Source organism: Acinetobacter sp. ASP199, assembly GCF_022700675.1.
GTDB lineage: Bacteria > Pseudomonadota > Gammaproteobacteria > Pseudomonadales > Moraxellaceae > Acinetobacter.
Genome location: NZ_CP062182.1, coordinates 1,615,221 through 1,633,385 on the forward strand (window position 1 = coordinate 1,615,221; position 18,165 = coordinate 1,633,385).

General features: G+C 42.2%; 17 protein-coding genes and 1 riboswitch. Of the genes, 7 read left to right on the plus strand and 10 right to left on the minus strand.

Features of this window, described 5'->3' with window-relative positions:
- Positions 1 to 47: 47 nt before the first annotated feature.
- Positions 48 to 1,289, minus strand: a complete 1,242-nt coding sequence (locus IHE35_RS07585) for an acyl-CoA dehydrogenase family protein (RefSeq protein ID WP_242786843.1) — start codon at positions 1,287 to 1,289, stop codon at positions 48 to 50.
- A 91-nt stretch (positions 1,290 to 1,380) separates the two neighbouring features.
- Here IHE35_RS07585 and IHE35_RS07590 point away from each other — a divergent pair, with 91 nt between their 5' ends.
- Positions 1,381 to 2,298, plus strand: coding sequence for a LysR family transcriptional regulator (locus IHE35_RS07590; RefSeq protein ID WP_242786844.1), 918 nt, complete (start codon positions 1,381 to 1,383; stop codon positions 2,296 to 2,298).
- A 424-nt stretch (positions 2,299 to 2,722) separates the two neighbouring features.
- Positions 2,723 to 3,277: a thermonuclease family protein gene (locus IHE35_RS07595; RefSeq protein ID WP_242786845.1), complete on the plus strand. Its 555-nt coding sequence runs from the start codon at positions 2,723 to 2,725 to the stop codon at positions 3,275 to 3,277.
- A 343-nt stretch (positions 3,278 to 3,620) separates the two neighbouring features.
- Here IHE35_RS07595 and IHE35_RS07600 read toward each other — a convergent pair whose 3' ends face one another.
- Positions 3,621 to 4,343: a hypothetical protein gene (locus IHE35_RS07600; RefSeq protein ID WP_242786846.1), complete on the minus strand. Its 723-nt coding sequence runs from the start codon at positions 4,341 to 4,343 to the stop codon at positions 3,621 to 3,623.
- Positions 4,344 to 4,655: 312 nt separating this feature from the next.
- The gene (locus IHE35_RS07605) at positions 4,656 to 5,870 is read right to left on the minus strand and encodes an alkane 1-monooxygenase (RefSeq protein ID WP_242786847.1); all 1,215 of its coding nucleotides are present in this window, start codon (positions 5,868 to 5,870) and stop codon (positions 4,656 to 4,658) included.
- 179 nt (positions 5,871 to 6,049) lie between these two features.
- Here IHE35_RS07605 and IHE35_RS07610 point away from each other — a divergent pair, with 179 nt between their 5' ends.
- Positions 6,050 to 6,982, plus strand: coding sequence for an AraC family transcriptional regulator (locus tag IHE35_RS07610; RefSeq protein ID WP_242786848.1), 933 nt, complete (start codon positions 6,050 to 6,052; stop codon positions 6,980 to 6,982).
- Positions 6,983 to 6,995: 13 nt separating this feature from the next.
- On the opposite strand, the gene lpxB is transcribed toward IHE35_RS07610, so the two are convergent.
- Together lpxB and IHE35_RS07620 are read right to left on the minus strand one after the other, a co-directional pair.
- Entirely contained in the window at positions 6,996 to 8,168 is a 1,173-nt protein-coding gene (gene lpxB, locus IHE35_RS07615; protein WP_242786849.1) for a lipid-A-disaccharide synthase, read from the minus strand.
- Positions 8,169 to 8,300: 132 nt separating this feature from the next.
- A complete protein-coding gene (locus IHE35_RS07620; protein ID WP_242786850.1) occupies positions 8,301 to 8,837 on the minus strand; it encodes a hypothetical protein in 537 nt (178 codons plus the stop codon).
- A 235-nt stretch (positions 8,838 to 9,072) separates the two neighbouring features.
- Between IHE35_RS07620 and IHE35_RS07625 the strand changes: the two genes are divergently transcribed.
- The 3 genes from IHE35_RS07625 to IHE35_RS07635 all read left to right on the plus strand — a co-directional run bounded on the left by IHE35_RS07625 (position 9,073) and on the right by IHE35_RS07635 (position 11,769).
- Positions 9,073 to 9,963, plus strand: a complete 891-nt coding sequence (locus tag IHE35_RS07625; protein WP_242786851.1) for a sulfite exporter TauE/SafE family protein — start codon at positions 9,073 to 9,075, stop codon at positions 9,961 to 9,963.
- A 127-nt stretch (positions 9,964 to 10,090) separates the two neighbouring features.
- The gene (locus IHE35_RS07630) at positions 10,091 to 11,182 is read left to right on the plus strand and encodes a 3-deoxy-7-phosphoheptulonate synthase (RefSeq protein WP_242789975.1); all 1,092 of its coding nucleotides are present in this window, start codon (positions 10,091 to 10,093) and stop codon (positions 11,180 to 11,182) included.
- Between the two features lie 62 nt (positions 11,183 to 11,244).
- Positions 11,245 to 11,769 (plus strand): protein tyrosine phosphatase family protein, encoded by a 525-nt coding sequence (locus IHE35_RS07635; protein WP_242786852.1) that lies wholly within the window; start codon positions 11,245 to 11,247, stop codon positions 11,767 to 11,769.
- On the opposite strand, the gene ispF is transcribed toward IHE35_RS07635, so the two are convergent.
- The gene (gene ispF / locus IHE35_RS07640; RefSeq protein ID WP_242786853.1) at positions 11,757 to 12,245 is read right to left on the minus strand and encodes a 2-C-methyl-D-erythritol 2,4-cyclodiphosphate synthase; all 489 of its coding nucleotides are present in this window, start codon (positions 12,243 to 12,245) and stop codon (positions 11,757 to 11,759) included. The genes IHE35_RS07635 and ispF overlap by 13 nt on opposite strands.
- Positions 12,246 to 12,344: 99 nt before the next feature.
- Here ispF and IHE35_RS07645 point away from each other — a divergent pair, with 99 nt between their 5' ends.
- The gene (locus tag IHE35_RS07645; RefSeq protein WP_242786854.1) at positions 12,345 to 13,004 is read left to right on the plus strand and encodes a hypothetical protein; all 660 of its coding nucleotides are present in this window, start codon (positions 12,345 to 12,347) and stop codon (positions 13,002 to 13,004) included.
- A gap of 50 nt (positions 13,005 to 13,054) precedes the next feature.
- Here IHE35_RS07645 and IHE35_RS07650 read toward each other — a convergent pair whose 3' ends face one another.
- The 4 genes from IHE35_RS07650 to prmB form a co-directional block, all read right to left on the minus strand.
- A complete protein-coding gene (locus IHE35_RS07650) occupies positions 13,055 to 14,302 on the minus strand; it encodes a D-amino acid dehydrogenase (protein WP_242786855.1) in 1,248 nt (415 codons plus the stop codon).
- A gap of 130 nt (positions 14,303 to 14,432) precedes the next feature.
- A riboswitch (glycine riboswitch) is annotated at positions 14,433 to 14,520 on the minus strand.
- A 234-nt stretch (positions 14,521 to 14,754) separates the two neighbouring features.
- Entirely contained in the window at positions 14,755 to 15,663 is a 909-nt protein-coding gene (locus tag IHE35_RS07655; protein ID WP_242786856.1) for an AEC family transporter, read from the minus strand.
- A 317-nt stretch (positions 15,664 to 15,980) separates the two neighbouring features.
- On the minus strand, positions 15,981 to 17,075 hold the full coding sequence (gene aroC, locus IHE35_RS07660) for a chorismate synthase (protein ID WP_242786857.1): 1,095 nt from the start codon (positions 17,073 to 17,075) through the stop codon (positions 15,981 to 15,983).
- 12 nt (positions 17,076 to 17,087) lie between these two features.
- Positions 17,088 to 18,098, minus strand: a complete 1,011-nt coding sequence (gene prmB, locus IHE35_RS07665; RefSeq protein ID WP_242786858.1) for a 50S ribosomal protein L3 N(5)-glutamine methyltransferase — start codon at positions 18,096 to 18,098, stop codon at positions 17,088 to 17,090.
- Between the last annotated feature and the right edge of the window lie 67 nt (positions 18,099 to 18,165).

Here is an 18,165-nt window from a genome sequence, read left to right on the forward strand (position 1 = left end):
TTTTCCTTAAAATCTTTTTACTATCTAAATATCTTTAAACTTAAAACTTATTTTTTGCGACGCGTACTATAACCACGTTTTGCCAGCTCTAATTTTGCAATCATACCCTTGTGCACTTCATCTGGACCATCCGCTAAACGTAAGGCACGTGCCTGGGCAAAGAACCCGGTCAATGGCGTATCACGGGAAACGCCTGCACCACCGTGAATCTGGATCGCCATATCGACGACTTTTTCCAGCACACTTGGCGCAACGACTTTAATTGCAGAAATTTCTGTCAAAGCCGCCATGTTCCCTAAAGTATCCATTTTATAGGCAGCATACAAGGTTAATAATCGAGCCTGATCAATCGCCACCCGTGCTTCTGCAACACGTTCCAGATTCCCTCCCAGTTTGAGGATCTCTTTACCAAATGCTGTCCGGCTCATGCCACGGTCAATCATTAGTTCCAGAGATTTTTCTGCTGCGCCAATACAACGCATACAGTGATGAATACGACCTGGGCCTAAACGACCTTGGGCAATTTCAAAGCCCTGACCTGCACCACCAATAAAATTCGAAACAGGAACACGTACATTATCAAAACTGACTTCGCCGTGGCCATGCGGTGCATCATAATCACCAAAGACAGGTAGCATGCGCTCGATTTTAACGCCGGCTGTATCGACCGGAACCAGAACCATCGAATGCTGATGATGACGGTCTTTTGTTTCATCCGGAGTATGTGCCATAAAGATAATAATTTTGGCATTCGGATCCCCCAGACCAGATGACCACCATTTACGGCCGTTTAAAACAATTTCATCACCTTCAACGACCGCCGTCGCCTGCATATTGGTTGCATCACTGGATGCGACAGCAGGTTCGGTCATACAGAATACCGAGCGGATTTTTCCTTCAAGAAGCGGCATCAACCATTGTTGTTTCTGTTCTTCAGAACCATAACGCCATAATACTTCCATATTGCCGCTATCTGGAGCATTACAGTTAAATACCGTTGGTGCAATTAGACTACGTCCAGACAGTTCAGCAATATGTGCATATTCATTTACTGATAGTCCTTGGCCCAATTCAGGACAAGGTAAAAACATATTCCATAATCCTGCGGCTTTGGCTTTGGACTTTAGATTTTCCAGCTCTTGTGGCCATTGCCATTTGGTCCAGTCTCCACCCTGATTCATCTCATGCACTTTTGACCAGAACTCTGCCTCAATCGGCTCAATCTCATCTTTAATAAATTTTCTGGTGCGTTCGACGTAGTCCTGTGCACGTGCTGATAACTCAAACATGGCAACTTCCCTCTGGATATGATTATTCTGCTTTACAAGACCTTAACCTAAAATCTATTATGAATAAAATGATTTTATCCCATAGTTCAATATGCAAAAGATTCATAATAAAAACAGTATCGATCTTCGCAGTTTCCATCGGATTGATATTAATTTATATCCACTTTTCGTAGCCATATTTGAACAGAAAAGTATTTCTCGCGCTGCACAAATCCTGTCGATTACCCAGTCTGCTGCCAGTCACGCCTTACAGCGTCTAAGACAGTATTTGCAGGATGACTTGTTTGTACGGACTGGCAAAAAAATGCAGCCAACGCCGTTTGCAGAACAGATTTATCCAGAAATTAAACAGGCCTTAATCACCATCCAGAATATCTCTATGCAGCACCAGCAATTTGAGCCAACCTTGGTGCAAAATCTGAAGATTGCTGTGCATGATGAAATCGAACCAATGATCCTGCCTAAACTGGTCGCACATTTTCAGCGTTTTAATCTGGATATCCAGTTTATGAGTATCAAACTGGACCGAAAGAATATTGTTTCTGATTTGGCGACTCAACAAGTTGATTTTGTGGTAGATCTAGAACAGCCCTTAGGCGATAAAATCCAGTTTGAATTGCTGGATCAAGATGAGTTCGTCGTCTGTACGCAACAGCACCAGGTCACGGAAAAAAGTTATCTCGCCTCTCCGCATATTGGTGTGTCTTCGCGCCGCACAGGCATATTGGTCGAAGACCTCTATTTAAGCCGCAAGCAATTATCCCGACAGATTTTCCTGCGTTGCCAGCATTACTCTACGGCATTACAGATTTTGCAGCAGCATCCGTCAGCGATGTTAACTATTCCCAGAAATATTTTGAGTCATCTACATATTGATGAAAGCCTGAAAATTTTTGAAGTTCCTGTAAAACTGCCGAAAATAAATATGGGAATGTATTGGTATAAGGATTTACAAGAAAATAAAAGACATCAATTTTTGCGAAGCGAAATTAATAAAATTTTTGCTTAGGCTATTTTCATGAGTAGATTTTCAAATCTGCTTAGGCTATTTATAAAAACCATAAAATAGAAATTTCCACGAATTGCAGTCAAATTGCATATATTTTCTTAGGCTATTTTGTTTGCTTAAAAAATCCCCATGCAATCGGTTACAAAGCCTTATGCCATGAGACTTTGCTCTAAAATGAGCGCTTGATAAGTCAGTGATTTCTTCGCCTGACTGCGCTTGTTTTGGATTTTACTTAAAAACCATAAAATAGAAATTTCCACGAATTGCAGTCAAATTGCATATATTTTCTTAGGCTATTTTGTTTGCTTAAAAAATCCCCATGCAATCGGTTACAAAGCCTTATGCCATGAGACTTTGCTCTAAAATGAGCGCTTGATAAGTCAGTGATTTCTTCGCCTGACTGCGCTTGTTTTGGATTTTACTTTTGTTGCATCTCTCAACTTCTTGGCAAATTGTACTTGGCCTTGTGGCTCTATGTTTTTCCTATTATTTGCTGCACAAACTTGTGGTGTTTTTACAGGAACTGTTTCGTCCTTTCAAAAAAGGTAAGAAATACTGGTGTCGTGTACGAGCAGTCAGTGATGGCGATACCCTCACCTGCTATCGTTTCAATATCCGTCGTTCAGAAACCCGCTTACGCTTTGCCTATGTGGATGCACCTGAATCCAGTCAGGCCTATGGTAAAGAATCCCAGCAGCTAGTCGCCAAAATGGTCAAGAATAGACTGGTCCGTGTGCAAATTACCGATATCGACCGTTATGGCCGCTGTGTGGGTGTCATTTACCGACGTCGTAAAAATGTCAATGAAGAACTGATCAAGCGTGGTGCGGCTTGGGTATATGAAGAGTATATCCGTGATAAAAAACACCTTTCCTATCTGATGAGCTTGCAAAGCAATGCCAAGAAAAACAAGAAAGGGCTTTGGCGCGGCACGCGCCCGGTACGTCCAAGCATATACCGTAAACAGAAAAAATCCTGAGCATAAAAAAAGAGCCTTTCGGCTCACTGCTGTCCCACAGTTGAAGTGATTAGGTTTTAGTTACGCGCGTGTGGCAGGGATGCCACACATTCCCCATCACGACACGACGTCGTGTATGGGGAATAAGAGACTTTTGCCTACTTTGGGTCTTTCCAAAGTAGGTTTACGCCTGCACAAATCTATTTAGACTTAAAAAGGCAAGATGAGGCTCTGCAATATCCAAATATAAATATAAATAAATATCATATATTTATAAATATTATTGAATTGCTTTTATGACTTTATACAATTCAAACTATAGCCTAGTTAAAATTGTGGGATAACATTGCCTTTCGGCTCTCTTTTATTTTAGCTGATGCTTATAAATAGTCTCGGTAAATTCTCCAAAGACTGAGACTTTTTCAAACAAATGCTCGCTATACATTAAATCATCAATTAAACGCTCGGCATCGGCATGCTGTATTCCGCTAAGTTGAGTGACTAATTCAATATTTGCTGTGGTGATCTCTTCACAAACTTCCGCAACTGGATCCGTCTTTCTTTTCCATAATAATTTTTTAAATTCGATTTCACTTAAATCAAATTTCTGTTGTGCCAATTTTTGCTGAATCATCTGAATGCCGAATGATTCAAGTAGTATTTTTAACGCTGTATCCAGTTCATTTCCAATGACAATCAGTCTCTTACAATTTGGATCGAGTAAAGCCTTGAATACGGCATAGTGCTGTAAATCTGCCACAGAACAACCATAAGTTGCTAAATCAAAGCAGATATCCATTTCCTGCAAAGCTTGTGTATGATTTAGTTTCAGCGCTTCTACCCGGAAATATTCTCCCAGTACGTGCTGCAATTCAGCATTGGCTGAGCTGATAAAGATGGTTTTATGTTTGAGTACAGACAAAATAAGTGGGCTAAAGACATAACTCAGTCGAGAAGGATTAAATTGATCTAGCAACATTACATGATGAGTAACTTCAGTATGTTCGCGTTGTTGTGCTGCAATTTTGAATGCCTGGATGAGCTGTTCAGATGAAGTGATTTTTGGTTGATGTAAATCAATTATCAAATTAGAACTGCTTGTAAAGCATTCGCTGACAATTGTCCCTATATCTAAATCCTGCATGAATCCACCTTATCCACTGCTCGCATCAAGATTTGCATGTTAAAGAAAATCAAAGATTTTTCCCATCAGATTAGCGCTTTTTATCCTTGAAATATCTGTTAAGCCATATCGAAGCAACTGATACATCATTTGAATTTTCATATTTATTAAGCATAAATCCCGCCTGATAATACCGGCAGAATAGTTCTATAAGATTGAATGAGCTCAAATAAAAAATGCGCCCCTAATAGGCGCATTTTTATTGAAACTGAAAAGTTAAGCTGCATTATCCTGTAGACCAAATTTTTTGAAAATCTGCTTGTGTTTAGATGGCAAAATATTGGCTTTGCTCAAATCCCCCTGATAATGCTGATACACACGCTTATCCATCATTTTGTACCAGAGCGGTGGTAGCAAAGCTGGAATCAGCATGGTGGCATATCCACTTGGCAACACGGGTGCTTCCTCAAAATTGCGCAATGCCTGAAACGGCCGGCTTGGGAAGGCATGGTGATCTGAATGGCGCTGTAACTGATACAAAAACAGATTGGTGACGATATTGTTATTGTTCCAGCTGTGTTCAGGCAAGGTACGTTGGTATTTACCGTCCTCGGTTTTAGCACGCTTTAGTCCATAATGTTCAATATAATTGACAATTTCAAACAGGCTGATGCCATAGAATGTCTGTGTCAGCGTATATGGAATAATCTTCTTGCCAAAGGTTTTTAGCATTAAGGCATGATAAGCAGCACTCATACCCCAGCCATGAAATAGTTCATTTTCCTTGCTAAAGAAACTTAAGCCTTTACGCTGCAAACGGCGTTTTTCAATTTCAATTGCAGATTTGAGCCCACCAAATACCGTACGTGGCCAGAATTTGTAGAAGGATTCCCCCATTTTTGATGAGGCTGGATCTTCAGGCGTTGCGACCCGTTTATGATGCCCATATGGATGTTCTATGCGGAAATGGTTATAAGCCAAAGGCATCAGGCTGGCATGTGACCAGTAGTGATCAGATTTATTCGGACGGTGACACAGTTCATGTGCAGTATTCACTCCAACCCCGTTTATGGCACCCATCGAGATTCCCAGCAGAACCTGATCAGTCAATGACACATTTGGTCGGGAAACCACATAAGCTGCAAAAGTATTGGCCGCTATCTGTAAAGGAATAAACAGTTTGACGATACGGTCATAATAAGGATCTTTGACCAAAGCCTTGATTTGATCATCGCTAGGATTATTTTCATCTTCGCCAATCAAGGCATCCAGTGTCGGAATAATGACATGCAATAATAAAGGTCCACCCATGGCAAAAACTTTCTTGGTGGCTTTGGGGCCAAAATGGTAGCCAGTCAAAATACCCATACCAATAACGGGTAGACCGGGACTCAACAACCATCCAAAACGCTTTTTATCTAGTTGACGACCTTTCAGCAACTGAGCATCCTGCTCCAGGTGAATATTTTTGATTTTTGCAGGGGCATTCATTGCGACCCTCCTGTTTTATGTTACCCTGCCCTTATAGTTGAATAATTCAATGTATGTGCACAGTTGTCAGCGTCCAGAAAAGCTATGTCAGCGTCTTTGTCCTGATCAGCCAATTTCTGACCTCAATTCACATGCAGACTTAAATAAAAAATATCTTTTAAATTCAGAATAGAACACGCATGGATGCGCTTAGTAAAATTTTTGATGACATACATTTAGCCAAATCAGAATATATCTATCTGAATGTCTATCATCCTTATCGACTAACATACAGGCATGAACCGTCTATGCTGGCCTATGTGATTTTGCATGGACAGGCACAGCTCAGCTTTGAAGATTCAGAGCATGTCATTACCTTACAGCAAGGCGATCTGGTTCTGCTTCCTTCGGCCAAAGCGCATCAGTTGCATTGTCCCAATCACCTGGAAATGACAGAAAATAGTCCAATTAACCGTTTTTTTGCTTCGCATTCCCAGCAAAGTATTGATCTTGGTCAAGTCCAGCCACAACGCAGCTTTATCCTGGCGATTCGTTCGAAAATGGATATCCAGATGGCGCGACCGCTGATTGCCTCTTTGCCAGACTATCTACATATCCAGCATATTTTAAGTGATTCAGCCCCGGAATGGTTACAGATCGGTTTACAGTTCCTGGCTTTAGAAACTCAACATACGCGTCCGGGCCGTGACCGTATTCTTGATCATCTGGTCAGTATTTTACTCATTGAGTGTGTACGGGATTATATTTTGAATGCCCAGCATGCCTCCAGCTGGTTGAATGCCTTAAGCCATCCTGAACTTTCCAGTGCTTTAGCTGCCATCCATGGTCAGCCTGAACAGAGCTGGACCGTTGAAAACCTGGCTGAACAATGCCATATGTCCCGTTCCAAATTTGCGCAGTTGTTCACCCAAGTGGTCGGTGAACCGCCTTTGGCTTATCTGCAACAGCATCGGATGCGTCTGGCAGCACGTTATTTAAGAGATGGCTTACTGACCGTACAGCAGATTGCACACCGTGTGGGTTATTCTTCAGAAACTGCCTTTAGTCAGAGCTTTAAAAAGCAATTTGAACTGACCCCGAGCCAGTATCGTCAACAGCATCAGGATCATTAGCAAATTAAGGAAATTATTTCACTAGTTCTAAAATGGCAGCAACTGGATCTTCACTATTTCCTGAAAGCAGCTGCTTGTGCATGGTCAGATGCTGCATCGCCTGAATCTGGGCTGCTTCCACATTCATTAATGCTTCAATCTCGGCAGCAAGATTTTCAGGTGTAGCTTCAGATTGAATCAGTTCACGAATAACTTTCTTGCCAGCAATAATATTTGGCAATGAATAGTACTGAATCTTCACCAGAAGTTTAACAATGCGATAGGTCAGCCAATGGAGCTTATAGAAAGTCACCATTGGACGATGTAACAACATTGCTTCCAATGTTGCAGTTCCCGATGCTAAAGCGACAATATCCGCTGCATTCATGACCTGACGCCCGATTTTGGAATCGCTACCGGTATTTTCCATCAGACGGATTCGGGCCTGTAAGCTTGCCGGATAAGTTTGCAATAAGGCTTGAATTTGTTGCTTACGTGCATCGTTTATGGCTGGGATCAGGAAGGTATATTCAGGATGCTTTTGTTGCAGAAGCTGTGCAGCATCCAGTACCAATAGTCCGAGGCGTTCGATTTCTCCACGGCGGCTGCCGGGCAGTAAGGCAATATATTTCTGCGCAGGATCGAGTCCCAGCTCCTGCTTTGCTTCAGCCAATGGATTTTGTAGCGGTAATTGACTCGCTAATGGATGCCCGACAAATGCAGCGGGTACCTGCCATTTTTGATAAAAAGCTTTTTCAAATGGAAATAAACACAGGACCAGATCGATACTGGCTTTAATGCCATGTACACGTCCCTGACGCCATGCCCAAACGGATGGACTGACATATTGGACAGTTTTGATCGGCAGTTGTCGTTGCTTGATGCTCTTAGACAAACGCAGGTTAAAATCTGGTGCATCAATGCCGATAAACACATCGACCGGATCTTTCATCCAGGTCTCCACCAGTCCGTCACGTACAGCGAACAGCTTACGAATATCTTTTAAGACTTCGACAATCCCCATCACTGACAGAATATCCATTGGATAATAGCTTTTAAAACCTTCTGCAATCATCTGTGGACCACCAATGCCCTCAAATTCAGCATCAATGCCCTGCTCACGAAAACGACGAATCAGACTGGCGCCTAAGGTATCTCCCGATACTTCACCCACGACGATTCCAATTTTAAGCTTCCGTTTTTGCAAGATGTGATCCTCAAAGAATTGCTGTCAGCATATTAACATAAGACGAAAAATTTAAGACTGAACTTGAGCCTGATCTGTATGAAATCATTTAAAAACGATGAATAAAGAGAAATGGCACTCAAATAAATTTTCTTATTCATCGCAGTAATCTCTTTGTGGAATTGTGAAAACAAAGCCATCTAAAGCATCACTATATTTGTAATAAGCCTGTAGCCGTTTTTTTGTATTTGTAGTCATATTGTCAATTTCATCAACCACATCGGATGCGTCTATATTCGGTTCACTTTTAAATGTTTTATAAACACAAGTCATTGCTCTATCAGCTTCATGAGATGATGCTTGTAATGCAACTTCATCCTCCAAATTAACAGCTAACTTTAGCTGACTAACCCTCGCAAATTGCTGAACAGCTTTTTTTTGAAGTTCATCTTTATATTTTTCTTTAATATACGCATCAATATCATCACGGATACCATTTTGGTCCTGATCAATACCTAAAATTGAATCTGTTCGTTCAAGTTTTGGTAATTTTCCTTCATCTTCTAATTTCTGAAAGACTTGCTCTTTTGTCGTTATTTTTTCATCTTGTGGTGTTGAAGAATCACTTTCTCCACCACAGGCACTTAAAGCGATGAAGCAAAAAGAGCCTAATAAAATAGACTTAAACATGATTACCCTCTCAACTTTGATTGCATGAATTCGAGTCCATCTATTGTTAAATTATTTCCTAACTATAAGAAAATTCTTTGGAAAGCTTATCTTTTAGACCAGTTTTTTAGATGCTAAAACTCATCATAAATCCCCTGCTTTATCTTATTTTGGAATAAGTAAATCATTAATCAAGACAACCACTTATCTTCAAAAGTCATAAGATATGCTCGTTTTTTGATATTGGCATATATAGATGTTTGGTCCGATTGAATTTATTGTAGCAGGTGTTTTAGTAGGTTTCTGTGTCGGGATCACCGGCGTTGGTGGCGGTTCATTAATGACTCCAATCCTGATTACCCTGCTGAAAGTCGAACCACACATTGCCATTGGTACCGATCTACTTTATGCCGCAATTTCCAAGTTCTGTGGCTCAATGGTGCATGCGAAAAAAATGAATATTGTCTGGCCGATTGTCATCTGGCTGGCTATCGGCAGTATTCCTGCATCTTTAGTCACTCACTGGGTACTGGAAAATTACCTGAGTCAATCGACGCATTATAAAACGACGTTGACGATGGTCCTCGGCTTTATGTTGACCCTGACCGGTATTTCTATTGTTTTCCGTGCTTCAATTGAGAAGTTCTTTAATAAATACCGTAAACAAGAACTGCCAGATATGACTCAGGATCTGGAAAAGGTCGACTTTAAATGTAGTAAAAAACGCGCTCTGATTATTTTCATGGGGATCGTACTGGGTGTGTTTGTGACCTTGTCTTCAGTAGGTGCAGGGGCATTCGGTATTATGGCATTAATTCTGATGTTCCCCAATTTGCCGATGATTCGTATTATCGGTTCTGACGTGGTGCATGCCGTACTTCTAACTTTAGTCGCAGGCCTGGGCCATATGAGCGCGGGTAATGTAGACTTTACTTTGTTAGGCTGGCTATTAGTGGGTTCTATTCCTGCAATTGTGATCGGTACTTTGATCAGTTCACGTATGCCTGAGAAAATTATCCGTAAAATTCTAGGTGTTACCCTGTTCTGTCTAGGGATGAACTTTATGCTAAATCCAGTCAAATCCAAACCTGCCCAACCGGCTCAGCCCGAGCTGGTAACGGAAGCAGAAAAATCCCGGGCCATTTAAACTAAACCTCAGATTCATCACTTTTTTTTCAAAGATTTATTCATCTTTTTTATAACAAAGTGACGCATCATTCATGTTATATTCGGGCTATTAAACAATCTTTTGTATGATCGAACCAGTGACGGCAATGAATACACTACAGTCAAATCCTATTTCACAATCAGATATTGATGATGTGAATATCCAAAGCATGATTCCTCTTGTAACTCCAGCGCAATTAAAGACTGAGTTGCCTTTGACTGAGAATGCTTATCAAACCGTACTGAAAGGTCGTGAAACGATTCGCAATATTCTGGATGGCAAAGATAAACGTCTTTTTGTTGTGATTGGTCCATGTTCAATTCATGACCCTGAAGCTGCCAAAGAATATGCTGAGCGCCTGAAAGTGCTGAACGAAAAAGTAAAAGACAGCCTGTATCTGGTCATGCGTGTTTATTTTGAAAAACCACGTACCACGATTGGCTGGAAAGGCCTGATCAATGACCCAGACATGAATGACTCGTTCAACATTGAAAAAGGTCTGCGTCTTGGCCGTAAACTTCTGCTTGAACTGAATGAAAAAGGTTTACCATGTGCGACTGAAGCACTTGATCCAAACTCACCACAGTACTACCAGGATTTAATTTCATGGTCAGCAATCGGTGCACGTACCACTGAAAGCCAGACTCACCGTGAAATGTCATCTGGCCTGTCTTCACCAGTAGGTTTCAAAAACGGTACTGATGGCGGTTTGACTGTTGCAACCAATGCCATGCAATCCGTAAAACACGGCCATAGCTTCCTCGGTCTGAACGATCAAGGTCAGGTAGCAGTTATTCGTACTTCAGGTAACCCGTATGCTCACGTGGTACTTCGTGGTGGTAATGGCAAGCCTAACTATGATGCGGGTTCTGTTGCAGAAGCTGAAACTGCATTGGCAAAAGCAAAAGTAAGTACCAAGATCATGATTGACACCAGTCATGCCAACTCGAACAAAGACCCGTACTTACAACCATTAGTGCTGAAAAACATCACTGAACAAATTATTGATGGAAATAAATCAATTGTTGGTATTATGGTAGAAAGTCATCTTAAAGGTGGTCGTCAGGATATCCCGGCTAACCTTTGTGATCTGGAATACGGCAAATCAGTAACTGATGGCTGTATCGACTGGGAAACGACTGAAAAGGCATTACTTGATATGCATGAGGCGTTAAAGGATGTTTTACCAAATCGCTAAGCGATTGATCAAAACGCCATCGTAAGATGGCGTTTGCATTTCTACATAAGGAAAATGATCTGATGAATGAAATTGAAACTGCACTCTGTCAAATCAATAATTTTCAATTCATCCATGAGCACCTGTTTACTTCAGGCCAGCCAACAGCAGAACAGCTCAAGCTGATAAAGGAATACGGAATCTCGACCATTATCAATGTAGCTTTGACCGATGCAGAGCCCCATCTGGACCATGAAGATAAAATCTGTCTGGAGCTGGGACTCAACTATATCCAGCTGCCAATTTCCTGGGAAATGCCATCCGATGATCAGTGTTTGCTGGTACTGGACATGATTGACCATCTGATCAAGCAACAGGCCGTTTGGGTGCACTGTAGCCGAAACCACCATGTCAGCAGCCTGATGTATTTATATCGCCAGTACTATATGGGCATGGATCTACCGACGGCGCAAGCAAGCCTGCATCAGATCTGGGAACCCAATGATACCTGGACCGGTCTACTGCATGCTGTTGCCTTACAGCTACAAGGCCGTAAAGCAACTGAAGAACTTAAACGGGCAATGATTAATCCTGATCACTTTGCATGAGCGATCAGGACCGTCGCCATAGACAGAATGCCTTCCTGACGCCCAGTAAAGCCCAGCTTTTCTGTTGTTGTTGCCTTGATGCTAATCTGGGTTACATCTACATCTAAGACATCCGCAATGCTTTGGCGCATTTCCAGATTATGCTTTGCCAGTTTTGGACGTTCACAGGCCACAGTAATGTCAGCGTTATTTAGCACATAACCACGATCCAGGATCAGCTGATACACATGTTTCAGCAATACACGGCTATCCGCGCCTTTAAAGTTAGGATCGGTATCCGGGAAATGCTGGCCGATATCTCCTAGCGCCAATGCACCTAACAAAGCATCACATAATGCATGTAACACAACGTCTCCATCCGAGTGTGCTTTGAGACCATGGGTATGTGGAATTTTTACGCCTGCCAGTGTGACAAAATCACCTTCTTCGAATGCATGCACATCCAGACCCTGACCAATACGAATTTGTGCAACCACTGTTTTCATCCTTAGAAATAACCAATTGAAATCTTGTACACTTCGTTTCTATTTCGCTATAGTTAGACCAAGCGTAACACAGTGAAAGTATAAGCGATCATGCTGCTGAAAACTGATATAAAAATGATGAAACTTCTGAGTCTCATGCTGGGTTTGAGCACTTTGGCAACAGGTGCTGCAGCATCCGTACATCCGCTAGAATGTTTAGATAGCTCACAGGCCAGTAAAGCTGCTTCTACGCTGTGTTCCGCTCCTCTGGCTGAGTTTCGAAAAAATCTGGCTAGCCAGTATCTCACAGCCTACCTGATTACTGATGCACCTTTAAGTATTATTCAGGATACGCATCAACTATGGCTAAACCGCTTACAACAGTGCAAAACACTAGACTGCTATAAACAGCAGTTTGATGTTCGCCTGGATGATCTGAATATTTTTATTTCTCTGAATCAAAGTCTGACCCAGCATTATTTAAAATTTGAACAGGGTCAAATTGCCAAACAGCCGGTACACCTGAAAATCCATCAGCTGAGTAAAGACCGCATCAAGATTGAAGGTATTGCTTACCGCAGCCCTAAAAACCGGATAGAAAGCCAAACCATTCCCTTTTTAGCTTACACCACCCCTGAAGCTAAAACTGAAATCATGGATAACGAAAATGACTGTAAGTATGAATTCCACTATACCAAAGCCATTCTTTCGGTAAAAACCCAGCAGAAAGGCTGTGAACGCTTTAGCGGTATCTACCGCCTATATGACTAAATTCATTCCATTAAAAAAGATCATCCGAAGATGATCTTTTTTGTTTTAAGCTACCCTACAGGATAGGCTTGAGCCACCTGCTGACTGATCATTGCTGCTGTCGCTGCAGAGAGTGTCCAGCCCAAATGTCCATGACCGGTATTATAAAACACCCGCTTGCCTTTCCCTTGGCGTACGACTGGCATCATATTCGGCATCATTGGCCGTAATCCTGTCCAGGGAATCACATGTTCTGTAGAAATATCGAAATTACGATGCGTCCAGTCAATTAAAGGTTGAATCCTGTCGGCACGAATGTCGCGGTTATAACCATTAAACTCTGCTGTGCCGGCAATGCGTAATCTGTCTTTACCCAGTCGGGACAGTACAATTTTAGTACTTTCATCCAGCAGGCTGACCCACGGTGCATTTTGCTGACTTTGCTCATCATTGAGCTGTACAGTAATGGAATATCCTTTTACCGGATAGACATTCACCCGATCGCCCAGCAGATAGGAAAGTTGATAACTGCCCACACCGGCACAGACCACAATCGCATCAGCTTGCAGTTCCAGTCGTTCTTGCGGATTGGCATTGGTATTTTCACTGCTCGGCATACAGCTTATCCGAATATAGTCATCCTTCTGCTCTACTGCCTGTACATTCTGACCAAACAGAAAAAGTGCACCTTCGTCTGCACAAGCTTTGGCTAGACCCGTAGTGAATTTATGAATATCCCCGGTAGCATCACTACGGCTAAAGAAACTGGCATAATAATCACCGGTTAAAGCGGGTTCGATCTGTTTAATTTCTTCATTGGAAATCGCATTGCGTTCCAGCCCGCCACTACAAAGCAAATCATTGACTTTCATTGCGACCTTATAATCCTGCTCGGTATGATAAAAATGCAGAATTCCCCTTTTTTCCAGATCGAATTCGATCTGTTCTGTTTCAGCAATTTCAAATAGACGTTTACGGGCCAATAAGGCCATTTTTACCGTTTCCCGGGTATTGGTTTCATAGTGGCGGATGTGCCCCATAAATTCCATCAGCCAGCTATATTTATGCATACTAAAAGACGGGTTGAGCAATAATGGGGCTGTTTTTTGCGACATCCATTTCAGGCCTTTGAGTACCGTCGCTTTCTGATTCCAGACTTCAGCATTACAGGCAGAAAGTTGTCCGCCATTGGCATAGGAGGTTTCCATTGCAGGGTAAAGATGCTGATCTACTACAGTGACCTGATAACCTAATAAAGCCAGTTCATAAGCCGTAGTTACACCGGTAATCCCGGCGCCAATGACGATCACATGACGCATAGACATCTCCTTTTTATTATGATGTCCGCCCCATCTGTCATTTTTACCTGAGAGCTTTGATTTCAGTATTGGAGATCAATACCTTAACCTTCCCCTTCGGTGAGTGATTCAACACTTCTCTCCAGAGTTTTGCATTATTACAGTCCTTCTGCCTGAGAGTTTCCGGGGTCGTTGCTCCTTCGGCGAATGCAGGTGCATTTCTCTCCTGCAATAATGTGCATATGTATTGTTTTGCGATTCATATACCATGCTATAGAGCTTAATAAAAAATTACTGTGCAAAGTTGTAAAGATACAGTAATTAGCAAGGCATTCATTATCCTCGTTTAGCTGTCAATCGAGATCTACGGTTTAGATATTTGATTAGGTAAGTGGAGATAAAACCATCAGACAAGAATTTCAATTTGCTTAGGCTATTTTGAGTGAAGAATTTCTCTTTTCGATTCTTTCGACTCAGATTATAAAAGTTAGCAATAATGGCAAAGTCAAACCTGCCACTACGGTTTGCACACTAATCACTTTGGCCATTAGCTCACTGTCCCCACCCAAAACTTTGGTTAATACATAGGAAGCGGACGCTGTTGGTAATGCAAAAAACAGTACCAGCACTTGAGTAGTCAGTGTTGAAATTCCCAGCATCTTGCATACACCCAAGCCTAGCAGTGGCATGAGGATCATACGCCCACTTGTGTTCCAGACAATGCGCCATAAATCCAGATTAATTTGCCCAAACTTTAATGCTGCACCGACACACATCAAACCTAGCGGCAAACTGCATGCTGCCATCTGTTTCAGCAACTGGTTCATGCCTTGCCATATCACCAATCCAGACAGATTATAAAGCCCACCCAGCAAACAGCCTAAAATCAGCGGATTTTTCGCAAGAGATATGAAAATTTTTCCAAACTGCATATCGGCTGGTCTGGTAAATGCCAGTACAGAAATGATATTTACGGTGGGAATAAAGAACACCATGATGACGGCAAATACTGTCATGCCTGCCTGACCAAATAAGGCACTGACCGCCGCAATCCCGATATAAGTATTAAACCGCAAGATACTTTGGACATAGACCCCAAATCGGGCAAAGTTAATCTGGTATATCGCTTTTAAGCTATACAATACTGCACAAACCAGCACAGTAATGATTGAAATAACCAGCACCACATCCTGAATAATATCGATCTTAATCTGGGCAGTTGCCAGATTCAGGAATAGCATGATTGGAAATAGCACATAGTAGTTTAGCTTTTCTGCTCCACGCCAAAATCCATCTTCCAACCATTTCTTTTGTTTTAATCCATAGCCTAATGTAATTAAGGTAATTAGTGGAAACAGTACGCTGAAGATAGTATGAAGCATTGAGCAACTCGTGATATACGGTTTTAAGGCAATCGGACCCAACTGCCTATCAATGATTAAGGATACAACACCTTACTGCTAGCGACTAAAAAATATTGGAAAAATCAACGGGCAATTTATGTTGATACGTTGACCTGACACAATCTGATATTCATGTGTCCAGCCTTGATTGGATCGATAAGCTGTATTGATCAGCTAGATAATTCTGGTTATCTAGAGTTTATGCCAAGCGAATGTTGTTATTTTTCACGCTTTGAAAATAAAAAAGTCAGACCGAAGTCTGACTTTTATTAGATTCACTTCAGATGAAAAGCGACTTATTTGGGTTCAATCGGTGCAAATGGCGCAACCACATCCGCATTTTGTGCACGATGACGCATAAAGTGATCCATTAATACAATCGCCAGCATCGCTTCAGCAATCGGGGTCGCACGTACACCAACACAAGGATCATGACGGCCTTTGGTCAACACGTCAGTATCTTCACGGTTAATGGTAATGGTTTTACCCGGTGTGGTAATTGAAGCTGTAGGTTTCAAAGCAATTGAGACACGAATGTCCTGACCACTTGAAATACCACCCAAAATACCACCAGCATGGTTCGCCAGGAAACCATCAGTCGTCAGTTCATCACGGGTTTCATGACCGAACTGCTCAGCTACGCCAAAACCATCGCCAATTTCCACACCTTTCACGGCGTTAATTGACATCATGGCATGAGCAATATCAGCATCCAGACGATCAAATACTGGCTCACCCCAGCCCACTGGCACTTTAGATGCAATGATTTCGAGTTTTGCACCACAACTTGTCCCTTGTTCGCGAAGGGATGTTACCAGCGCTTCAAAACGTGGCACAGCATCGACATCACCACAGAAGAATGGATTATTCGGAACTTCATTCCAGTCCAGTTTCTCTGCTTTTTCAGTACCAATTTGTGTGACATGACCACGGATTTCGATACCAAATTTTTCCAACAGGAACTTCTTGGCAATTGCGCCCGCAGCTACACGCATTGCAGTTTCGCGCGCACTTGAACGGCCACCACCACGATAGTCACGGAAACCATACTTTTGGGTATAGGTATAGTCGGCATGACCTGGACGGAAAGTCTGCGCAATATTGCCATAGTCTTTCGATTTCTGGTCGGTATTGCGAATTAAAAGACCGATTGAAGTGCCGGTAGTTTTACCCTCAAACACACCAGAAATAATTTCCACTTCATCCGGTTCTTTTCGCTGTGTTGCAAACTTTGATGTACCCGGCTTACGACGATCCAGATCCTTTTGCAAATCCGCTTCAGACAGTTCAATTCCTGGTGGAACCCCATCCACGATAGCCATCAGGCCAACACCATGAGATTCACCACAAGTCGTTACACGGAAGAGTTGCCCTATACTATTACCTGCCATGTCAACGACTCCTTATGAATTAATAGATTGAATAAATAAATCGCGGTATTGACGGCATTGCGCTGCAGTCAATGCGAAGATGCCTGAACCACCACGCTGGAATTGCAACCAGTGGAAATCGACTTTATTGAAGTTTTGCTTCATCGCCCATTCAGAGTTACCTACTTCAACTACAATCAGACCGTCTTCAGTCAGGTAATCCGCTGCTTGAGCCAGCATTTTACGTACCAGATCCAGACCATCCTGACCTGCAGCCAATGCCATTTCAGGTTCGTGATGGAATTCGTCTGGTAAATCGGCCATGTCTTCTGCATCCACATACGGCGGATTAGATACGATCAGGTCATACTGATTTTCAGCAGGAATTTTTGCGAACAGATCTGATTCAAGCAATGCAATTTGGTATTGCTTGTTATGGTGTTCACAGTTGATCTGCGCCACTTCCAGTGCATCTTTGGACAGGTCAGTTGCATCCACTTCAGAATCTGGGAAAGCGTATGCCAATGCAATCGCGATACAGCCTGAACCGGTACACATATCCAGAATACGTTGTGGTGTTTTTGGATTCGGATTTTCTGGCAGGTTATTTACCGCTGCGCCCATTTCACCATTTTCGCCCAGGCAATACGGCGCAAAACGGTTTTCAATCAGCTCAACGATTGGTGAACGCGGAATCAATACACGCTCATCCACATAGAATGGTTTACCGAAGAAATAAGCCAGATTTAATAGATAAGACGTCGGCATTCTTTCATTGATACGACGTCCCAATAGATTCAAAAACTCTTCTTTTTCGCTCGGAAGCAGTTTTGAATCGAGAATTTCTGCATCAGCATTCCAGTCCAGAGAAAGTGTTTGTAAAACCAGTGCTGAACTTTCAGCAAAATAATCTTCTGTGCCTTGGCCCAAGTGCGCATCGTATTGACGTAATGCTGTAACACCAAAGCGAATAAAATCACGAATGGTTGTTAGATTTTCAGCGGCTTCCTGCAAATGTTCAGGGCTAATAGTCGGTCGATCCACTTAAGGCGTCTCCAGAGGTCATATTTTAAAACGCCTTATGATACCTTGTTTCGCCTGCTTTTATAAT

What these genes read in the sequence shown, in the direction of transcription:
- IHE35_RS07610 (WP_242786848.1), top strand. Translation starts at nt 6,050, where the DNA reads ATGGATGCGCTTAGTAAAATTTTTGATGACATACATTTAGCCAAATCA.
- IHE35_RS07655 (WP_242786856.1), bottom strand. Translation starts at nt 15,663, where the DNA reads ATGCTTCATACTATCTTCAGCGTACTGTTTCCACTAATTACCTTAATT.
- IHE35_RS07585 (WP_242786843.1), bottom strand. Translation starts at nt 1,289, where the DNA reads ATGTTTGAGTTATCAGCACGTGCACAGGACTACGTCGAACGCACCAGA.
- IHE35_RS07625 (WP_242786851.1), top strand. Translation starts at nt 9,073, where the DNA reads ATGTTTGGTCCGATTGAATTTATTGTAGCAGGTGTTTTAGTAGGTTTC.
- IHE35_RS07650 (WP_242786855.1), bottom strand. Translation starts at nt 14,302, where the DNA reads ATGCGTCATGTGATCGTCATTGGCGCCGGGATTACCGGTGTAACTACG.
- aroC (WP_242786857.1), bottom strand. Translation starts at nt 17,075, where the DNA reads ATGGCAGGTAATAGTATAGGGCAACTCTTCCGTGTAACGACTTGTGGT.
- IHE35_RS07620 (WP_242786850.1), bottom strand. Translation starts at nt 8,837, where the DNA reads ATGTTTAAGTCTATTTTATTAGGCTCTTTTTGCTTCATCGCTTTAAGT.
- IHE35_RS07630 (WP_242789975.1), top strand. Translation starts at nt 10,091, where the DNA reads ATGAATACACTACAGTCAAATCCTATTTCACAATCAGATATTGATGAT.
- IHE35_RS07645 (WP_242786854.1), top strand. Translation starts at nt 12,345, where the DNA reads ATGCTGCTGAAAACTGATATAAAAATGATGAAACTTCTGAGTCTCATG.
- IHE35_RS07635 (WP_242786852.1), top strand. Translation starts at nt 11,245, where the DNA reads ATGAATGAAATTGAAACTGCACTCTGTCAAATCAATAATTTTCAATTC.
- IHE35_RS07590 (WP_242786844.1), top strand. Translation starts at nt 1,381, where the DNA reads ATGCAAAAGATTCATAATAAAAACAGTATCGATCTTCGCAGTTTCCAT.
- IHE35_RS07605 (WP_242786847.1), bottom strand. Translation starts at nt 5,870, where the DNA reads ATGAATGCCCCTGCAAAAATCAAAAATATTCACCTGGAGCAGGATGCT.